The sequence below is a fragment of the Halomonas terrestris genome, from assembly GCF_049166755.1.
Classification (GTDB): Bacteria; Pseudomonadota; Gammaproteobacteria; order Pseudomonadales; family Halomonadaceae; genus Halomonas.
On record NZ_JBMHFZ010000001.1, the window covers coordinates 324,095 to 340,343 of the forward strand.

A 16,249-nucleotide genomic window follows, 5' to 3' on the forward strand; every position below is an offset into this window, starting at 1 on the left:
GGCCCGTTGCGGCCGATGTTCCGACAAAGCCCTCCCTTTCCGGCAAGGAGCCGTGCATGAACCCGTCGACGCTCATCGGTATCTTCGCCAGTTGCGTGCTGCTGGCCAGTGTCCTGCTCTTCACCGCCGAGTCGCCCCAGAGCTTCATCAATCTCCCCGGCCTGGCCATCGTGCTGGCCGGCACCATGGCCGCCACCTTCATCAGCTATCCCCTCAAGGAGGTGGTGCGGGTGGTGCGGCTGGTCGGGCTGGTGTTTCGCCGCGAGAACACCTATACCCGCGATGACATCAAGGAGCTGGTGGACATGTCGCGGCTGTGGTTCAAGGGCGACGTGCGGGCGGTGGAGGAGGCCCTGGAGCATACCCGCAACCCCTTCCTGCGCACCGGCATCCAGCTGGTGATTGCCAACACCAAGGAGCAGGAGATCTTCGACCTGTTGCGCTGGCGCATCGCCCGGCTCAAGGCCCGGGAGCATGCCGAATCCCAGATATTCCGCACCATGGCCACCTATGCCCCGGCCTTCGGCATGATCGGTACCCTGGTGGGGCTGGTGAACATGCTCGAGGTGATGGAGGCGGGCGACCTGCACGTGATCGGCCCGCGCATGGCGGTGGCGTTGCTGACCACCTTCTACGGTATCCTGCTGGCCAACCTGGTGTTCAAGCCCATCGCGGTGAAGCTCGAGCGGCGCACCGAGGAGCGGCTGATCGCCATGAACATGGTCCTCGAGGGCATTTCGCTGATCACCAAGCGGCGCCTGCCCTCCTTCATCGAGGAGACGCTCAACTCCTTCGTGGCCAACTACCACGACGAGATCCGCGAGTCCGGCAAGGACCGGCCCGGGACCGGGGAGGCCGGCCAGCATGCTTGATCGCCACACCCGGGAATCCCTGCTGCCGGGGCCCCAGGGCGACGGCGATGGCGAGGGCTGGCTGATGAGCTATCTGGATGTTCTCACCCTGCTGATCACCCTGTTCGTGCTGCTGCTGTCACTGGCCGGCAATGGCCTGGCCGTCACGGGCAGCGAACATGGCGGGGAGGCGACGCGCCAGGTGTCGCCTGGCGCCCAGTCGGCCGCCATCGCGGTGGCCGGCGGGCTCGGCCCCGCGGCTGCCGGCGTGCAGCCGCGTCACGATGGCCTGCAGCCGCGTTTCCGGGGGCTCGAGATCGAGGGTGTCAGCGTCGCCGAGGGCAACCAGGGCATCACCCTGCGCATCGACGACAACCTGCTGTTCTCCAGCGGTCGGGCGGAGCTCACCGCCGGCGGTCGGGAGGTCCTGCGCGGCCTGGTCGCCACCCTGGTCGAGTTCGATGGCCAGGTCTCGGTGGAGGGCCACACCGATGCCGTCCCCATCGCCACGGCACGCTTCCCGTCGAACTGGGAGCTCTCCACCGGGCGGGCCATCGCCGTGTTGCGCTATCTTGCCGAACAGGGGGTGGCGAAGGACCGGCTGCGGGCCATCGGCTATGCCGATACCCGGCCTCTCGAGAGCAACGAGCATGCCGAGGGCCGTGCCGCCAACCGACGGGTCGAGCTGCTGCTCACCCGCGAGACCTGAGACAAGGAGTCACCATGAGCCAGTGCGCGCGGGTCGCGGGACATTGCGGCCGCTGCGAGGGCGAGCTGCCCTTCGATTTCTCCATGGCCTTCCAGCCCATCGTCGACCTGGCCGAGGCGCGGGTCACCAGCCACGAGGCGCTGGTGCGCGGCCCCGGGGGGGAGTCGGCCTGGAGCGTCCTCTCCCAGGTCACCGACGACCTGCTCTATCGCTTCGACCAGGCCTGCCGGGTCCGCGCCATCGAGATGGCCAGCCGGCTCGGCATGCGCGAGGCGCTCTCGATCAACTTCCTGCCCAATGCGGTCTACGAGCCCGAGGCGTGCATCCAGGCGACCCTCGAGGTGTCACGGCGCGTGGGTTGGCCCACGGAACGCATCGTCTTCGAGATCACCGAGAGCGAGCGGGTCAGCGACCGGAACCACCTCAAGCGCATCATCGACGGCTACCGGTCCATGGGGTTCGCCACGGCGCTGGACGACTTCGGCAACGGCTACGCCAACCTGGACCTGCTCACCGACCTGCATCCCGACCGGCTCAAGATCGACCGCGAGCTGGTCATGGGCTGCCACCAGGACCCACGCCGCCAGGCCCTGCTGCGGGCCGTCTGCCTGCTCGCCGACGAACTCGGCATCCAGCTCATCGCCGAAGGCGTCGAGTGCCGCGAAGAGGCCCTGTGGCTGGGCCGCCAGGGGATCACCCGCCAGCAGGGGTTCTACTACGCCCGGCCGGTGACGGGAGGCCTGGCGACCGGCCTCGAGGCCGCCCTGGAGGAGCTCGGGAACGCGCTCTGAGGGCCGGGTCAGTCGATCAGGCCCAGGAAGGGCAGCACGGAAATGGCCAGGATCGCCAGCGCCGCGGCGGTGAGCAGCAGCACCCGGAAGGGATGGCGCATCAGGCGGCGCCACAGGGTGGGGGCCTGGCCCAGGGCGTCGAGCTCGTGTCGCTCCTGCCGAACCCGTTCGCCGAGTGCCTGCTGGTAGCGGTCGATCACCTCGCGGGCCGCCGCGTGCTGGGCATCGTCGCGCAGCCAGATCGCCGCGACTCCCAGTCCCCAGAAGCCGACGCGGGTCTCGTAGGTGTCGAAGCCGTGCTCGTCGAGCAGCCGGCGCACCTCCTCGGCCTCCTCGTCGGGCACGTTGTTCAGCCGAAACAGCAGTACCGGCACCGCGCTCTCCCCGTCGTTTCCTCTCCGGCAATCGCCAGGCCCCTCGACGAGCCCGACACGGCCAGTATGCCACGGACACCCCCGTCGGCTCAGGCGGGCTCGCGATGGACCCGGGTGCGGTTGCGCCCGGCGTGCTTGGCGGCGTAGAGCGCCTGGTCGGCGAGGGCCTGGCGCTGGGCCGGGTCACCGCCCTCGCCCGGCACCTCGGCGAGGCCGACGCTGATCGACACGCTCACGCTGATCGGCTCGGCACCCTCGTGGGGTCGAATCCGGAAGGGGGACTCGGCGATGCGCCGGCGAACCCGGTCCGCCAGGTCGATGGCCTGACGGTCGCCGAGGCCGCGCACCAGGATGGCGAACTCCTCGCCGCCGAGGCGCGCCAGGCCGTCATCCGGCCGGAGCTCGTGGCGCAGGCGCCTGGCCAGCAGCTTCAGCAGGGCGTCACCGGCCGGGTGGCCGTAGCGGTCGTTGATCTGCTTGAAGTGATCGATGTCGATCAGCAGCAGGTGATGCGGCAGGGTGGTGCCGGCGGCCTCGCCCTCCAGCGACTGGCCGAGATGGCGCGCCATGCCGCGTCGGTTGAGGGTGCCGGTGAGCTCGTCGATCTCCGAGGCGGCCAGGGCGCGCTCCTCGTGCTGCTTGCGTCGGCTGATGTCGATCACCAGGCCGGCGATGCCCCGGGCACGCCCCTGGTCGTCGTGGTTGATCTCGGCGACGATCTCGTGCCACTGCAGGCGGTCGCCGGTGGCCCGCAGGCGGACATCGAGGCGCCACTGTCGGGCCCCCCGGTCCAGGCAGTCGCGCAGGGTCGACCAGAGCCGCTGTCGATCCTCCGGGGCGATGCGCGCCAGCAGGCGTCGCAGGGGAACCCTCGGGTAGGTGGCCGGATAGCCCAGGGCGACGCGCAGGGCCTGGGAGCACCAGACGCTGCCGTTGCGCAGGGTGACCTCCCAGACACCGCAGTCCGCCACCTTGTGGAACAGTTCGATCTGCCGGGAGCGGCTGGTCAGCTGGTGGCGGTAGATGGCGGCGGCGATCAGCTCGCTGGCCGCCGCCAGCAGGTCGAGGCCCGGGCCCTCCCAGGAGATGGCGCGCTCGCAGTCGTCGATGCCGAGGGTGCCCCACCATTGGCCATGCACATGGATCGGCACCGTGGCCATCGAGCGGATCGACTGGCTCTCCAGGTGCTCGCGCAGCGGGCCGGGGGCCATCAGGTGGGGGCGGATGTCATGGTGCCCGCCGCGCTGGCGCTCCTCCACCAGTCGGCGATAGACGGGGTCCTTCAGCGAGGAGGCGAAGAAACGGAAGCGGCGCTGGGTGAGCTGGCGGTGTCGCTCGTCGTCGGCCCATTCGAAGACATAGTCCTGGATCACGGCCTCGGGCTGCAGCTCGAGCAACTGGAAGACCCAGACCCGGCTGGCGCCGGTGGCACAGCCGATCTCGGCCAGCAGTCGGTCGACCCCCTCGGACCAGTGCTCGGCACTCATCAGGGCCCGGCTGCCGGCAGCCAGCGCCGCGAGCAGTCGTTCGGCCCGGAGAGGCGTCGGGGATGTCATGGGCGTCGTGTCCATCGAACGGGAATGACTCGAGTCTACCAGCCTAGTCGCCGACAGGGGTGACGCTTGCGGGCATCAGGGCGCTGCGCTTCCGATGCTGACTCAACGGTCGCCCCTCGAGGGCGGTGAGCAGGATCTGCAGGGGATCGCCGTGGCTCACCAGCAGGATCGTCTCGCCGGTGAACGCCCCGTCCAGTTCCTCCATCACCGCCTGCATCCGCGCGGCCACCGCGACCACCGGCTCGACACCCCGGGCCCGGTGGGCCGGGTCCCGCTCGTCCAGCGTCCAGACACTCGGGTAGAGGTCGGAGGAGCGCCCCTCGCAGGCACCGAAGTGACGCTCGCGCAGGCGAGGCTCCGGGATCGGCGAGAGCCCGAAATGCTCGGCCACGCGGGCGGCGGTCTGGGTGGTGCGCAGGAAGTCCGAGTGGTGGATGCGGGTGGGGGCGGGCCAGGACCACTCGGCGACCAGCCGCGCGAGCTGTGCCTCCCCCTCGGCGGAGAGGCCATAGTCACCCAGGCCATGGCGCGGGTCGCTGATGATCAGTCCCCGCTCGTTGGCCTGGCTGTGGGCGTGGCGCATCAGCAGGTAGCGGTTGCGCCGGGGCCCCGGGACGTTGAGGAAATCGTTTGACATGCTATCGTCAACACTCCTAGATTGAGATTGTGATGTTCGGAAACGATCACATGGATTGGTTTTTGTTCGTTTTCGATCAATAGTTCTCAATTTCCATAATAAATACAAGTCAGAGCGAGACGCGCCATGAATATGCTACCAGCGATCGGTAAACCCGACTCCGGCAAGTCCCTGGCCATGACCCTGGCCACCGCTTCATTGGCCGTGCTGGCCTTCTCCTCCCCGGCCTTCGCCGACTGCCCGCGGGGCGATCTCGACACGATCTATTGCGACGAGGATGGCGACATGGTCGCCGACCTGCCGGCAGACGAGTCGCAGTGGGTGGACCCCGACACCCTGATCTTCGCCTATACACCGGTGGAAGACCCGGCCATCTACTCCGACATCTGGCAGCCGTTCATCGAGCACCTCGAGGAGGTGACCGAGCGTGACGTACGCTTCTTCGCCGTGCAGTCGAATTCGGCCCAGGTCGAGGCGATGCGCAGCGGCCGCCTGCACATCGCCGGCTTCTCCACCGGCCCGACCCCCTTTGCGGTGAACCTGGCCGGGGCCGTTCCCTTCGCCCTGATGGGGTCCGACGATGGCCAGTTCGGCTACACCCTGCAGCTCTACACCCATGTCGATTCCGGTATCGACAGCATGGAGGACCTCAAGGGCAAGCGGGTGGCGCACACCTCGCCGACCTCCAACTCGGGCAACCAGGCGCCCCGCGCCCTGTTCCCCGAGGAGGGCATCGTCCCCGACGAGGACTACGAGGTGGTCTACTCCGGCAGCCACGACCAGTCGATGCTCGGGGTGGTGGCGCGGGACTACGACGCCGCGCCGGTGGCCTCCGAAGTGGTCGAGCGCATGGCCGCCCGCGGTCTCTACGACGAGGACGACGTCAAGATCATCTACGAGTCCGACCGCTTCCCGACGACCTCCTACAACTACGCCCACAACCTGCATCCCGACCTGGTCGAGAAGATCAAGGAGGCCTTCTTCAGCTTCGACTTCGTCGGCACCGAACTGGGCGACGAGTTCGAGGGGGTCGAGAAGTTCATCCCGATCAACTACCAGGAGCACTGGCAGGTCATCCGCACCATCCAGGCCGCCAACGACGTGAGCTACACCCGCGAGGACCTGGAGCAGGAGTGAGCCATGGCCCCGGCCCTCGGCCGGGGCGTGGTGACGGACCATACCGGTGAGGTGGGCTGAATGCTGGAAATCTCGAAGCTGGTCAAGCGCTACGGCCATGACGAGCCGGTCCTGAAGGAACTGGACCTGGTGGTGGAGGGCAGCAGCGTGGTCTCCATCGTGGGGGCCTCGGGTGCCGGCAAGAGCACCATGTTGCGCTGCATCAACCGCCTGGTGGAGCCCACCTCGGGCTCGATCCGGCTCAACGGCAACGAACTGGTCAAGCTCAGGGGGGCGGCGCTGCGCCGGGCGAGGCGCAAGATCGGCATGGTCTTCCAGGGCTTCAACCTGATCGACCGTCTGACGGTGATGGAGAACGTGCTGGCCGGCCGGCTCGGCTACGTCAACCTCTACCAGGCGATCTCCCGGCGTTATCCGCGGGAGGACATCGAGCGCGCCTTCACCCTGATGGAGCGGGTGGGCATCGCCCACTACGCCAACAAGCGGGCCGACGCCCTCTCCGGCGGCGAGCGTCAGCGGGTCGGGGTGGTGCGGGCGCTGATGCAGGAGCCGGAGATCCTGCTCGCCGACGAGCCCACCGCCTCGCTGGATCCCCGTACCTCCGAGCAGATCATGATGCTGCTGCAGAGCCTGGCCAGCGAGCTGTCGCTGCCGGTCCTGATCAATATCCACAATGTGGCCCAGGCCAAGACCTACACCGAGCGTATCGTCGGCCTGCGTCACGGCAAGATGATCTTCGACGGGACGCCCGGCGACTTCACCAAGGACGCCCTGGATGCCATCTATGGGGGCATCGAGGCGCCGGAGGAGGAGCTCACCGAGGCGCCCGGTGCCGCGCCGAAGCCGCAGGGAGAGCGAGGTGTGACCCATGACCCGCTCTGATGCCGACGGCCGCGCCCCGGTGTCCCGGACCTGGCGCAAGCCGCCCTTCATCGCCAGCCCCTGGCTGCGCTACGGCCTGTGGCTGGCGGTGGTGCTCTACCTGGCGTGGGCCTTCGCCACCCTGCCGTTCAACTGGGAGCGCATCGCCGAAGGCCTGCCGCGGGCGGGGCGCATCTTCGGCGGCGGTTTCCCGCCGAGCTTCGAGCGTGCCGACCTGCTCCTCACCGGCTTCAAGGAGAGCTTCCAGATCGCCATCCTGGCGACCCTGCTCGGTGTCGCGCTGTCGATCCCCTTCGCGGTGATGGCGGCGAAGAACGTCGTGCCCAGGCCTGTCTACCTGTTCGGCCGCTCGGTGATCATCGTCTCGCGCAGCTTCCATCCGGTGATCGTCGCCATCCTCTTCGTCGCCGCGGTGGGCTTCGGCCCCCTGGCGGGCATCCTGACCCTGACCCTCTACTCCATCGGCTTCGTCGGCAAGCTGCTCGCCGAGGAGATCGAGGAGATCGACTGGGGCCAGGTGGAGGCCATGCGGGCCACCGGCGCCGGCTACCTGGCGACGCTGTTCTACGCCGTCTTCCCGCAGATCCTGCCGCGCCAGGTGGGGTTGTCGATGTACCAGCTCGACAGCAACCTGCGTGCCTCCGCCGTGGTGGGGATCGTCGGCGCCGGGGGCATCGGGGGGACCCTGATGAACGCCTTCGGGCGCTATGACTACGACTTCGCGTTCGCCATCCTGCTGATCATCATCGCGGTGATCCTGGTCAGCGAGGGCATCAGCGGCTGGGTGAGGAAGAAGATATGGTAGATCGTGCCGGCGCCCTGGCGGATCGCGTCTGGCGGCGCCATGACCCCAGGGAGCGACTGATCCGCTACGCCGTCCTGCTGGTCACCCTGATGGTGGTCTACTGGGCGGTACGCGACATCGACATCTTCTGGCCCTGGGTGTGGGACGCGCCCAACCAGATCTCCAGCCTGGGGGCGCGCATGTGGCCCCCGGATCCCCGCGGCCTGGGCAGTATCGTCAATGCCCTGGTCGAGACGGTACATATCGCCACCCTCGCGACCATGCTGACGATCTTCATCGCCCTGCCGGTCTCCTACATCGCCGCCCAGAACACCACCCCCAACCGCGCCTGCCTGTGGCTGGGCCGTTTCATCCTGGTCTCCAGCCGTTCGGTGAACACCATCATCTGGGCGTTGCTGTTCGTGGCGATCTTCGGCCCCGGGGTGCTGGCGGGGATACTGGCGATCATGTTCCGCTCCATCGGCTTCATCGGCAAGCTGATGGGCGAGGCGATCGAGGAGATCGACCGGCGTCCGGTGGAGGCCATGGAGGCCACCGGTGCCTCCAAGCTCAAGGTGATCGCCTATGCCGTCGTGCCCCAGGTGATGCCGGCCTTCTTCGCCATCGTCATCCTGCGCTGGGACATCAACATCCGCGAGTCCACGGTGCTGGGGCTGGTGGGTGCCGGGGGCATCGGCGTGATCCTGCAGGGAGCGATCGACACCTTCGCCTGGCCCACCGTGGCCACCATCCTCATCGCCATCATCGTGCTGGTGCTGATCGGTGAGGCGATCACCGGCCTGCTGAGGCGCAAGGTGATCTAGGCCGAACGGACCTGGCCCCCCATCCCCCCTGGAGCTCCCGCGCCAGGACGCTGGCCGGCCCTTCTGCGCGTAGCCGGATGTCCGGAATCGAGGCAGATGCTGGCATACTAGGCGACCGCCAGGGAGCGGCCGGATCAAGCATGGAGGCTCAAGTCACTGGCCACGGGGCCGATATGACGTGGTCGTCGGCATGCGGCGATCACGTGGCGGGAGCAGAACAGTCAATGAGCGAGCAGGATACGGGGGTATCGGCACCGGGTGCCAGGCGGCGCTGGTCCCGCTGTCAGGCCATCGCCTTCTATCTTTTCGGGCTGATGATGGTGATGGCGGTCATCCTCTGGACGCTGGTGGACCAGCGGCAGCGGGAGCTTGCGACCGCCGAGGCGCGGGCCCAGGCCACCGCCGACCTGGTCGGCGAGTGGATCGCAGGCGCCTTCGACGCCTCGGAACACACCCTGCGCGGCATCGCCCAGCTGCTCGATTCGCCGATCCAGGCCCAGCTCCTGCAGCAGCCGGATGGCACCGCGGCGCTGGAGGCCTTTCTCGCCCACCGCCGCGACACCCTGGCCTTCATCGACCAGCTGGGGGTGGTGGATGCCGGCGGGCGGCTGGTCTACGCGAGCGGTGACGAGCATGCCCGGGGCCACCGGGTGACGGGGCTGCCGCTCTTCCAGGCCTTCCTGCGGGAGCCGCAGCGCGAGACCCTCGTCTCGCCGCTGTTCTGGTCGGACATGGCCGGCGGCAACCGTCTCCTGCATGGCCTGCGCCTGGAGTCCGCCGAGGGGCGATTCTCCGGGCTGGCGCTGGCCCGGCTCGACCCGACCTTCTTCAGCGCGTCCCTGGACAGGCTGCATCTGGCCTCGGGCGAGAGCCTGGCCATCCTCGACGAGCGGATGACGCTGCTGGCGCGCCATCCCGTCCTGAGAGAGGGCGGGGCGCCGCTCGGCGCCCGGGTTGCCTGGCCCGACCTCGAGGCCTTCATCGACAGCGGCGAGCACGCCACCCGCCTGGCCATGGCCTCGCCCCTCGACGGGGTGGAGCGGATCTTCGCCGCACAGCGGCTCGAGGGCCTGCCCTTCCTGGTGGTGGTCGGCGAGGCGCGCTCCCGGGTGCTGGCCGGCTGGTGGCTGAAGCTCAAGCTGCTGCTGCTCGGCTGGGTGGTCCTGGCGGTCATGGGGTTGCTGGGGCTGCGGCACTACCTGCGGCTGTCGCGCACCGAGCAGGCCCTGCGCCACAGCCGCCTCGCCCTGCAGCAGGCCAATGACGAGCTGCAGCGCGACATGGTTCACAGCCAGGCCCAGGAGGCCCAGCTGCGCATCGCCGCCATGGCCTTCGAGACTCACCTGGGCATGTTCATCACCGATGCCCGGGGGCGCATCCTGCAGACCAACGAGACCTTCTGCCGAATCACCGGATACCCCCCCGAGGAGATCATCGGCGAGAACCCCCGCGTCCTCAGTTCCGGGCGTCATGACGAGACATTCTACCGCCGCATGTGGTGCACCATCGCCGAGAAGGGCAGCTGGCAGGGGGAGATCTGGAACCGTCGCCGCAGCGGCGAGATCTATCCCCAGTGGTTGACCATCAGTGCGGTGCAGGACGACGAGGGAGATGTCACCAACTACGTGGCCACCCTCAGCGACATCACCGAGCGCAAGGCCGCCGAGGAGGAGATCCACCAGCTGGCCTTCTACGATCCCCTGACCCGGCTCCCCAACCGGCGGCTGCTGGTCGACCGGCTCGAGTCGGCGCTGAAGGAGAGCCGGCGCAGCGGCCAGTACGGGGCGCTGATGTTCATCGACCTGGACAACTTCAAGACCATCAACGACAGCCTGGGGCATCACCGTGGCGACGAGCTGCTGCTGATCATCGCCGAGCGTCTCACCGGCATCACCCGCGAGACCGACACCATCGCCCGCCTGGGCGGCGACGAGTTCGTGGTGATGCTGCACGACCTGGGCCGGGAGGCCGACGACGCCGCCATGGTGGCCGAGCGAGTGGGCGAGAAGCTGCTGGCGAGCCTGGCGGAGGCCTGCATGCTGGGGGAGATGCGCTGCCAGGTGAGCGGCAGCATCGGTATCACCCTGTTCGCCGACGACCACGTCACGGTGAATGACATCCTGCAGCAGGCCGACCTGGCCATGTACCAGGCCAAGGCGGCAGGGCGCCACGGCCTCTGCTTCTTCGACCCGGCCATGCAGGCCCGGGTGATGGATCGGGCGAGCCTCGAGGCCGATCTGCGCCAGGCCCTGGCCGAGGACCAGCTGCGGCTCTTCTACCAGGTCCAGGTCGACGGCGATGGGGGCGTCACCGGCGTCGAGGCGCTACTGCGCTGGGAGCACCCCGAGCGGGGGCTTATCTCCCCCGGGGTGTTCATTCCCGTCGCCGAGGAGAACGGCCTGATCGTGCCCATCGGGCACTGGGTACTGGAAACCGCCTGCCGGCAGCTCGCCGACTGGGCGACGACGCCGGGCACCGGGCACCTGTCCATCGCGGTGAACGTCAGCCTCGACCAGTTCCGGGCGGTAGATTTCGTCGAACGGCTCGAGCAGATCCTGGCGACCACGGGGGCGCGCCCCGAACGGCTCAAGCTGGAGCTGACCGAGACCCTCTTCCTCCAGGACAGCGAGGATGCCCGGGACAAGATGCAGCGACTCAAGGCGCTGGGCATCGGTTTCGCCCTGGACGACTTCGGTACCGGCTACTCGTCGCTGGCCTATCTCAAGCGGTTGCCGCTGGACCAGCTGAAGATCGACCAGTCCTTCGTGCGTGACCTGCTCGACGACCCCACCGACGCCACCATCGTCATCACCATCATCGCCCTGGCCCGCAGCCTGGAGCTCGAGGTGATCGCCGAGGGTGTCGAGAGCGAGGCCCACCGTCGCTGGCTGGCCGACCAGGGCTGCCGGGCCTTCCAGGGCTACCTGTTCGGTCGTCCGCTGCCCGCCGAGCAGCTGCAGCTCGCCGAAACGGCCTGACCGACCGGGGGGGTGGCCTGCCCCCTGCTCGCACTTCCCGGGCCGGGGGCGATCCGGACGGATGCTTTGACATGGATCACCAAAAGATGCATCCGTTATGGATTTTATGGGGCGAACCTCCGACCATCCTCTCCAGGCAGGTCGCTGACGCCACGGTGCTGGCGACCCCATCGATGCAGTGCGCCGCCGCGGCCCGGGTGCCGACGCGCGGCGCGGGGAGGGGACAAGGCCATGGTGGCGGAACTCGGCAATTTTGCGCTGATCCTGGCGCTCTGTCTGGCGCTGGCCCAGGGCGCGCTGCCACTGCTCGGGGCGTCGCTGGGCGAGCCGCGCCTGATGCGTACCGGCCGCTTCCTGGCGGCCGGCCAGTTCGTCTTCCTCGCCACCGCCTACGGCGTCCTGACCTGGGCCTTCCTGGCCAGCGACTTCACCGTCGACTACGTGGCGCGCCACTCGAGCCTGACCCTGCCGATCCTCTACAAGGTCACCGGCGTGTGGGGGGGGCACGAGGGATCGATGCTGCTGTGGGTGCTGATCCTGGCCGGCTGGGGCGTGGCCGTGGCGGCATTCAGCCGCTCGCTGCCCCGGCGGATGCAGGCCCGGGTGATGGGCGTGCTGGGCCTGGTCTCGGTGGGCTTTCTCGCCTTCACCCTGTTCACTTCCAACCCCTTCGTGCGGGTCTTCCCTGCGCCGCTGGACGGTCGCGGCATGAATCCGCTGCTGCAGGATCCCGGCATGATCCTGCACCCGCCGCTGCTCTACATGGGCTACGTGGGCACCGCGGTGGTCTTCGCCCTGGCCATCGCCGCGCTGCTCGGCGGTCGGCTGGATGCCGCCTGGGCACGCTGGACGCGCCCCTGGACCACCCTGGCCTGGGTCTTCCTGACCCTGGGCATCGCCATCGGGGCCTGGTGGGCCTACTACGAGCTGGGCTGGGGAGGCTGGTGGTTCTGGGACCCGGTGGAGAACGCCTCCTTCCTGCCCTGGCTCACCGCCACCGCCCTGATCCACTCCCTGGCGGTGACCGAGAAGCGCGGCGGCTTCAAGGTGTGGACCCTGATGCTGGCCATCATCACCTTCGCGCTGACGGTGCTGGGCGCCTTCATCGTGCGCTCCGGGGTGATCACCTCGGTGCACGCCTTCGCCACCGACCCGGACCGCGGAGCCTTCATGCTCGGCATGCTGTCGCTGACCCTGATCGGCTCGCTGGCCCTCTACGCCTGGCGGGCACCCCGGGTCGGGCTGGGCGGTGCCTTCGGCGGCTACTCGCGGGAGTCGCTGCTGCTGGCCAACAATGTCCTGCTGGTGGTGGCCTGTGCGGCGATCCTCGTCGGCACCCTCTACCCGCTGGCGCTGGATGCCCTGGGGCTCGGCAAGATCTCGGTGGGCCCGCCCTACTTCGATGCGGTGTTCGCGCCGCTGATGCTGCCCCTGCTGTTCCTCACCGGCCTGGGCCCTGCCGTGGCCTGGAAGCGTGCCAATCCCGTCGAGACCTTCCACCAGCTGCGCTGGGCGCTGCTGGCGAGCGTCATCGCCGGCGGCCTCTGGCCGCTCACCGCCGGGGCCTGGCGCCCGCTGCCGGCGCTGTCGCTGATGCTGGCGGTGTGGATCATCGTCACCATGGCCATGGATATCCACAAGCGCCTGGGATCCGGCCGCCAGCCGTGGTCGCAGCGGCTCGGCAGGGTCATGCGTCCGGGGTTCATGGGCATGCACCTCGCCCACCTGGGCCTGGCGCTGGTGGTGATCGCCATCACCATGGTCAGCACCTACGAGGTGGAGCGCGACGTGCGCCTCGAGCCGGGACAGAGCGCCGCCGTCGGTGGCCATGACTTCACCCTGGTGGGTATCGAGCAGGTCCGCGGGCCCAACTACGAGGCCGACCAGGCGATCGTGGCGGTCAGCCGTGACGGCCGACCCCTGACGACGCTCACGCCGCAGCGGCGCTATTACGACACCCAGCCGGCCAATCCCATGCACCAGGCCTCCCTCGACCGGCGGCCGACCCGCGACATCTATGTCTCCCTCGGCGAGCGCCTGGCGGGTGATGCCTGGAGCCTGCGGCTCTACTACAAGCCCTACATGGCCTGGATGTGGACCGGTGGCCTGCTGCTGGCCCTGGGCGGGCTGATGGCGGCCCTCGACCGGCGCTACCGGCTCGCGTCCCGGCGCACGCGGGAGGTCCGCGAGGCCAGCAACCGCGGGGAGGTGGTCACCCCATGAAGCCGCGCATCCTGCTGTTGCTGCTGGCGGTGGCGGCCCTGCTGGGGCTGCTGTTCGCCGGGCTGGGCATGAACGCCCGGGAGCTCCCGTCGCCACTGGTCGGCAAGCCGGCGCCTCCCTTCGTCCTCGAGTCGCTGTTCGATGCCGAGCAGACCCTCACCGAGCAGGACTTCATCGGCGAGGTGGCGCTGGTCAACGTCTGGGCCACCTGGTGCAGTACCTGTCGCGCCGAGAAGCCGCTGCTGCTCGAGCTGGCCGACGGCGGTATCCCCATCTACGGCTTCAACTACCGTGACGAGCGCGACGAGGCGTTGCGCTACCTGCGCATCAGCGACGACCCCTATCGCGACATCGCCCATGACCCGCAGGGCGATGCCGGCATCGACTGGGGTGTCTACGCCACGCCCGAGACCTACCTGCTCGATGCCGAGGGCACCATCCGCTACAAGCGCACCGGGCCACTGACCCGCCAGGTGCTGCTCGACGAGGTGCTGCCGCTGGTCGAGCGGCTGCGTCGGGAGGCCCGCTCATGAGCCGCGCCGCGTGGAGCCTGCCCCTGCTGCTGGGCCTGCTGCTGGTGGCCGGCGCTGTTCGGGCGGCGGCCATCGGCGAGCCGCCGGCGTTCCCCACCCCGGCCCAGCAGCAGCAGTACCAGACCCTGACCCGTGAGCTGCGCTGTACGGTCTGCCAGAGCGAGACCATCCACGAGTCCAATGCCGCCCTGGCCGCGGACATGCGTCGGCGCGTCCGCGAGATGACCCTGGCGGGCCGCAGCGAGGAGGAGATCATCGACTTCATGGTGCAGCGCTATGGCGACTACGTGCGCTACCGGCCCGCCCTGCAGGCCAATACCGCCCTGCTGTGGGCCAGTCCCGCGCTGCTGCTGCTGGGCGGGCTGGTCCTGTGGTGGCGGATCGTGCGCCGGCGTTCCCGCATGGACGAGTGCCCGACCTTCACCGCACAGGAGCGCGCGGCACTCGAGCGCCTCGGGCGCGGGGAGCGAATGACGGAGGGTTCCGAATGAACGGCATGTTCCTGCTGCTGGCGCTGGCCATGTGCCTGGCGGCCCTGGGTTGCCTGCTCTACCCGCTGTGGCGTTCGCCGCCCGGTGGCGACGACCTCACCGCGCGGCAGGTCAGCCTGCGGGTGCACCGCGACCGGCTGCGTGAGCTGTCGCGGGACCTGGCGCTGGGCACCCTGACCCGGGAGCGACACGACGCCGCGGTGGCCGACCTGGAGCGCGAGCTGCTCGACAGTGGCTGCCTCGACCCGTCCGCCGAGTCGCCCCTGCCTGGCCCGGGTCGCGGGGTGGCGCTGGTGGCGGTGATCTCGCTGGTGGCCGTGCCCTTCATGGCGGCGGGGCTCTATGCCTCGGTCGGCCACGCCGAACAGGTCTTTGCCACGCACCCGCCGCCCGCCCGCGACGCGGCACCGCTCGCTCCGGCGGACCTCGATGCCCAGTTCCGCGCCCTGGCCGGGGAGATGCAGATGCGCCTGGCCCGTGATCCCGAGGACCTGTCGGGCTGGATCCTGCTGGGTCGCACCCTGAGCCACCTCGACCGGCATCGGGATGCGGCCCGGGCGTTTCGCGAGGCCCTCGCCCTGCTGCCGCCCGGGTCCCGCGAGGCCGGGCTGGTCCGCGACCACCTGACGGAGGCCGAACGCCATGCTGGACGCTAGATCGACGGCCCACGCGGCCGAGCGGGTGGCCGTCAAGCCGCCCCTGCGGCGTGACGCCCTGCAAGCCATCCGGCAGGTGCCGCTGTTCGCCGGGCTGGAGGACGAGACCCTGGCGCTGCTCACTCACGGTGCCCTGGAGCGCGGCTATCGCCGGGGTAGCTGGCTGTTCTCCGAGGGGGAGCCGGCGGATCGCTTCTACGTGGTGCTGGATGGCTGGGTCAAGCTGTTCCGCGAGAGTCACGACGGCAACGAGTGCATGGTGGGGTTGTTCACCCGCGGCGAATCCTTCGCCGAGGCGGCGATGTTCGACCGGCTCGGCTTCCCGGTCAATGCCGCGGTGGCCGAGGATGCCCGGCTGCTGATCTTCCCCGCCGAGCACTTCCTGACCACGCTGCAGCACCACCACGAGCTGGCGCTCAACCTGCTGGCCAACCTCTCGGGCATGCTGCGCGGCCTGATCCGCCAGCTCGACCAGCTCACCACCCAGCCGACCTACCAGCGGCTGGCGGCCTTCCTCGTCACCCTCTGCCCGTCCGGCGCGGCGCGGGCCACGGTCTGCCTGCCCTGCGACAAGCTGTTGATTGCCGGCCGGCTGGGGATGAAGCCCGAGAGCTTCTCCCGGGCCCTGGCGCGGCTGCGGGAGGTCGGCGTGTACAGCGAGCGAAACTGCGTGCTGATCGAGGACGTGGTGGCCCTGAAGCGCCTCGCGAGCGGTGGCGAGGAGTCGGAAGGGGCGGCACCGGGGCCGCGCGGGTGTGCTCCCGCCTGCCAGGCCGGCAAGGCCTTCGGGGCTCCCTCCCGGCTGGTCTGACCGGGCCGTCGA

At 69.3% G+C, this 16,249-nt stretch carries 16 protein-coding genes; 13 read left to right on the forward strand and 3 right to left on the reverse strand.

All coding sequences use genetic code 11. The features are described from left to right. Window positions 1-56 precede the first annotated feature (56 nt). From ACOMD9_RS01535 to ACOMD9_RS01545, 3 genes are read left to right on the forward strand one after another with little or no spacing between them, the layout of a single operon-like run. Window positions 57-872, forward strand: coding sequence for a motility protein A (locus ACOMD9_RS01535; RefSeq protein ID WP_421411784.1), 816 nt, complete (start codon window positions 57-59; stop codon window positions 870-872). Further along, window positions 865-1,560 carry an OmpA/MotB family protein gene (locus ACOMD9_RS01540; protein WP_421411785.1) on the forward strand — a complete coding sequence of 232 codons (696 nt, stop codon included), beginning with the start codon at window positions 865-867 and terminating at the stop codon, window positions 1,558-1,560. Before ACOMD9_RS01535 ends, ACOMD9_RS01540 begins: the two co-directional genes overlap by 8 nt. A gap of 14 nt (window positions 1,561-1,574) precedes the next feature. Beyond that, window positions 1,575-2,351: an EAL domain-containing protein gene (locus tag ACOMD9_RS01545; RefSeq protein ID WP_421411786.1), complete on the forward strand. Its 777-nt coding sequence runs from the start codon at window positions 1,575-1,577 to the stop codon at window positions 2,349-2,351. 8 nt (window positions 2,352-2,359) lie between these two features. Here ACOMD9_RS01545 and ACOMD9_RS01550 read toward each other — a convergent pair whose 3' ends face one another. The 3 genes from ACOMD9_RS01550 to ACOMD9_RS01560 form a co-directional block, all read right to left on the reverse strand. After that, window positions 2,360-2,725 (reverse strand): DUF6164 family protein, encoded by a 366-nt coding sequence (locus tag ACOMD9_RS01550; RefSeq protein ID WP_421411787.1) that lies wholly within the window; start codon window positions 2,723-2,725, stop codon window positions 2,360-2,362. An 89-nt stretch (window positions 2,726-2,814) separates the two neighbouring features. After that, entirely contained in the window at window positions 2,815-4,281 is a 1,467-nt protein-coding gene (locus tag ACOMD9_RS01555) for a sensor domain-containing diguanylate cyclase (RefSeq protein ID WP_421411788.1), read from the reverse strand. Window positions 4,282-4,324: 43 nt separating this feature from the next. Next, window positions 4,325-4,918 carry a histidine phosphatase family protein gene (locus ACOMD9_RS01560; protein WP_421411789.1) on the reverse strand — a complete coding sequence of 198 codons (594 nt, stop codon included), beginning with the start codon at window positions 4,916-4,918 and terminating at the stop codon, window positions 4,325-4,327. Window positions 4,919-5,044: 126 nt separating this feature from the next. Between ACOMD9_RS01560 and phnD the strand changes: the two genes are divergently transcribed. The 10 genes from phnD to ACOMD9_RS01610 all read left to right on the forward strand — a co-directional run bounded on the left by phnD (window position 5,045) and on the right by ACOMD9_RS01610 (window position 16,237). Beyond that, complete coding sequence (gene phnD, locus ACOMD9_RS01565) at window positions 5,045-6,055, forward strand: phosphate/phosphite/phosphonate ABC transporter substrate-binding protein (protein WP_421411790.1); 1,011 nt, start codon at window positions 5,045-5,047, stop codon at window positions 6,053-6,055. 60 nt (window positions 6,056-6,115) lie between these two features. Continuing rightward, a complete protein-coding gene (gene phnC / locus ACOMD9_RS01570) occupies window positions 6,116-6,937 on the forward strand; it encodes a phosphonate ABC transporter ATP-binding protein (protein ID WP_421411791.1) in 822 nt (273 codons plus the stop codon). Continuing rightward, window positions 6,924-7,742, forward strand: a complete 819-nt coding sequence (gene phnE / locus ACOMD9_RS01575; RefSeq protein ID WP_421411792.1) for a phosphonate ABC transporter, permease protein PhnE — start codon at window positions 6,924-6,926, stop codon at window positions 7,740-7,742. The genes phnC and phnE (ACOMD9_RS01575) overlap by 14 nt, the downstream gene beginning before the upstream one ends. Next, window positions 7,736-8,545 (forward strand): phosphonate ABC transporter, permease protein PhnE, encoded by an 810-nt coding sequence (gene phnE / locus ACOMD9_RS01580; RefSeq protein ID WP_421411793.1) that lies wholly within the window; start codon window positions 7,736-7,738, stop codon window positions 8,543-8,545. Before phnE (ACOMD9_RS01575) ends, phnE (ACOMD9_RS01580) begins: the two co-directional genes overlap by 7 nt. Before the next feature lie 224 nt (window positions 8,546-8,769). Continuing rightward, window positions 8,770-11,523 carry a bifunctional diguanylate cyclase/phosphodiesterase gene (locus ACOMD9_RS01585; RefSeq protein WP_421411794.1) on the forward strand — a complete coding sequence of 918 codons (2,754 nt, stop codon included), beginning with the start codon at window positions 8,770-8,772 and terminating at the stop codon, window positions 11,521-11,523. A 231-nt stretch (window positions 11,524-11,754) separates the two neighbouring features. After that, on the forward strand, window positions 11,755-13,746 hold the full coding sequence (locus ACOMD9_RS01590; RefSeq protein WP_421411795.1) for a heme lyase CcmF/NrfE family subunit: 1,992 nt from the start codon (window positions 11,755-11,757) through the stop codon (window positions 13,744-13,746). Continuing rightward, window positions 13,743-14,279: a DsbE family thiol:disulfide interchange protein gene (locus tag ACOMD9_RS01595; RefSeq protein WP_421411796.1), complete on the forward strand. Its 537-nt coding sequence runs from the start codon at window positions 13,743-13,745 to the stop codon at window positions 14,277-14,279. Before ACOMD9_RS01590 ends, ACOMD9_RS01595 begins: the two co-directional genes overlap by 4 nt. After that, entirely contained in the window at window positions 14,276-14,770 is a 495-nt protein-coding gene (locus ACOMD9_RS01600; protein ID WP_421411797.1) for a cytochrome c-type biogenesis protein, read from the forward strand. Before ACOMD9_RS01595 ends, ACOMD9_RS01600 begins: the two co-directional genes overlap by 4 nt. Then, window positions 14,767-15,426, forward strand: coding sequence for a c-type cytochrome biogenesis protein CcmI (gene ccmI, locus ACOMD9_RS01605; RefSeq protein ID WP_421411798.1), 660 nt, complete (start codon window positions 14,767-14,769; stop codon window positions 15,424-15,426). The genes ACOMD9_RS01600 and ccmI overlap by 4 nt, the downstream gene beginning before the upstream one ends. Continuing rightward, a complete protein-coding gene (locus ACOMD9_RS01610; protein WP_421411799.1) occupies window positions 15,413-16,237 on the forward strand; it encodes a Crp/Fnr family transcriptional regulator in 825 nt (274 codons plus the stop codon). The genes ccmI and ACOMD9_RS01610 overlap by 14 nt, the downstream gene beginning before the upstream one ends. Window positions 16,238-16,249: the final 12 nt, after the last annotated feature.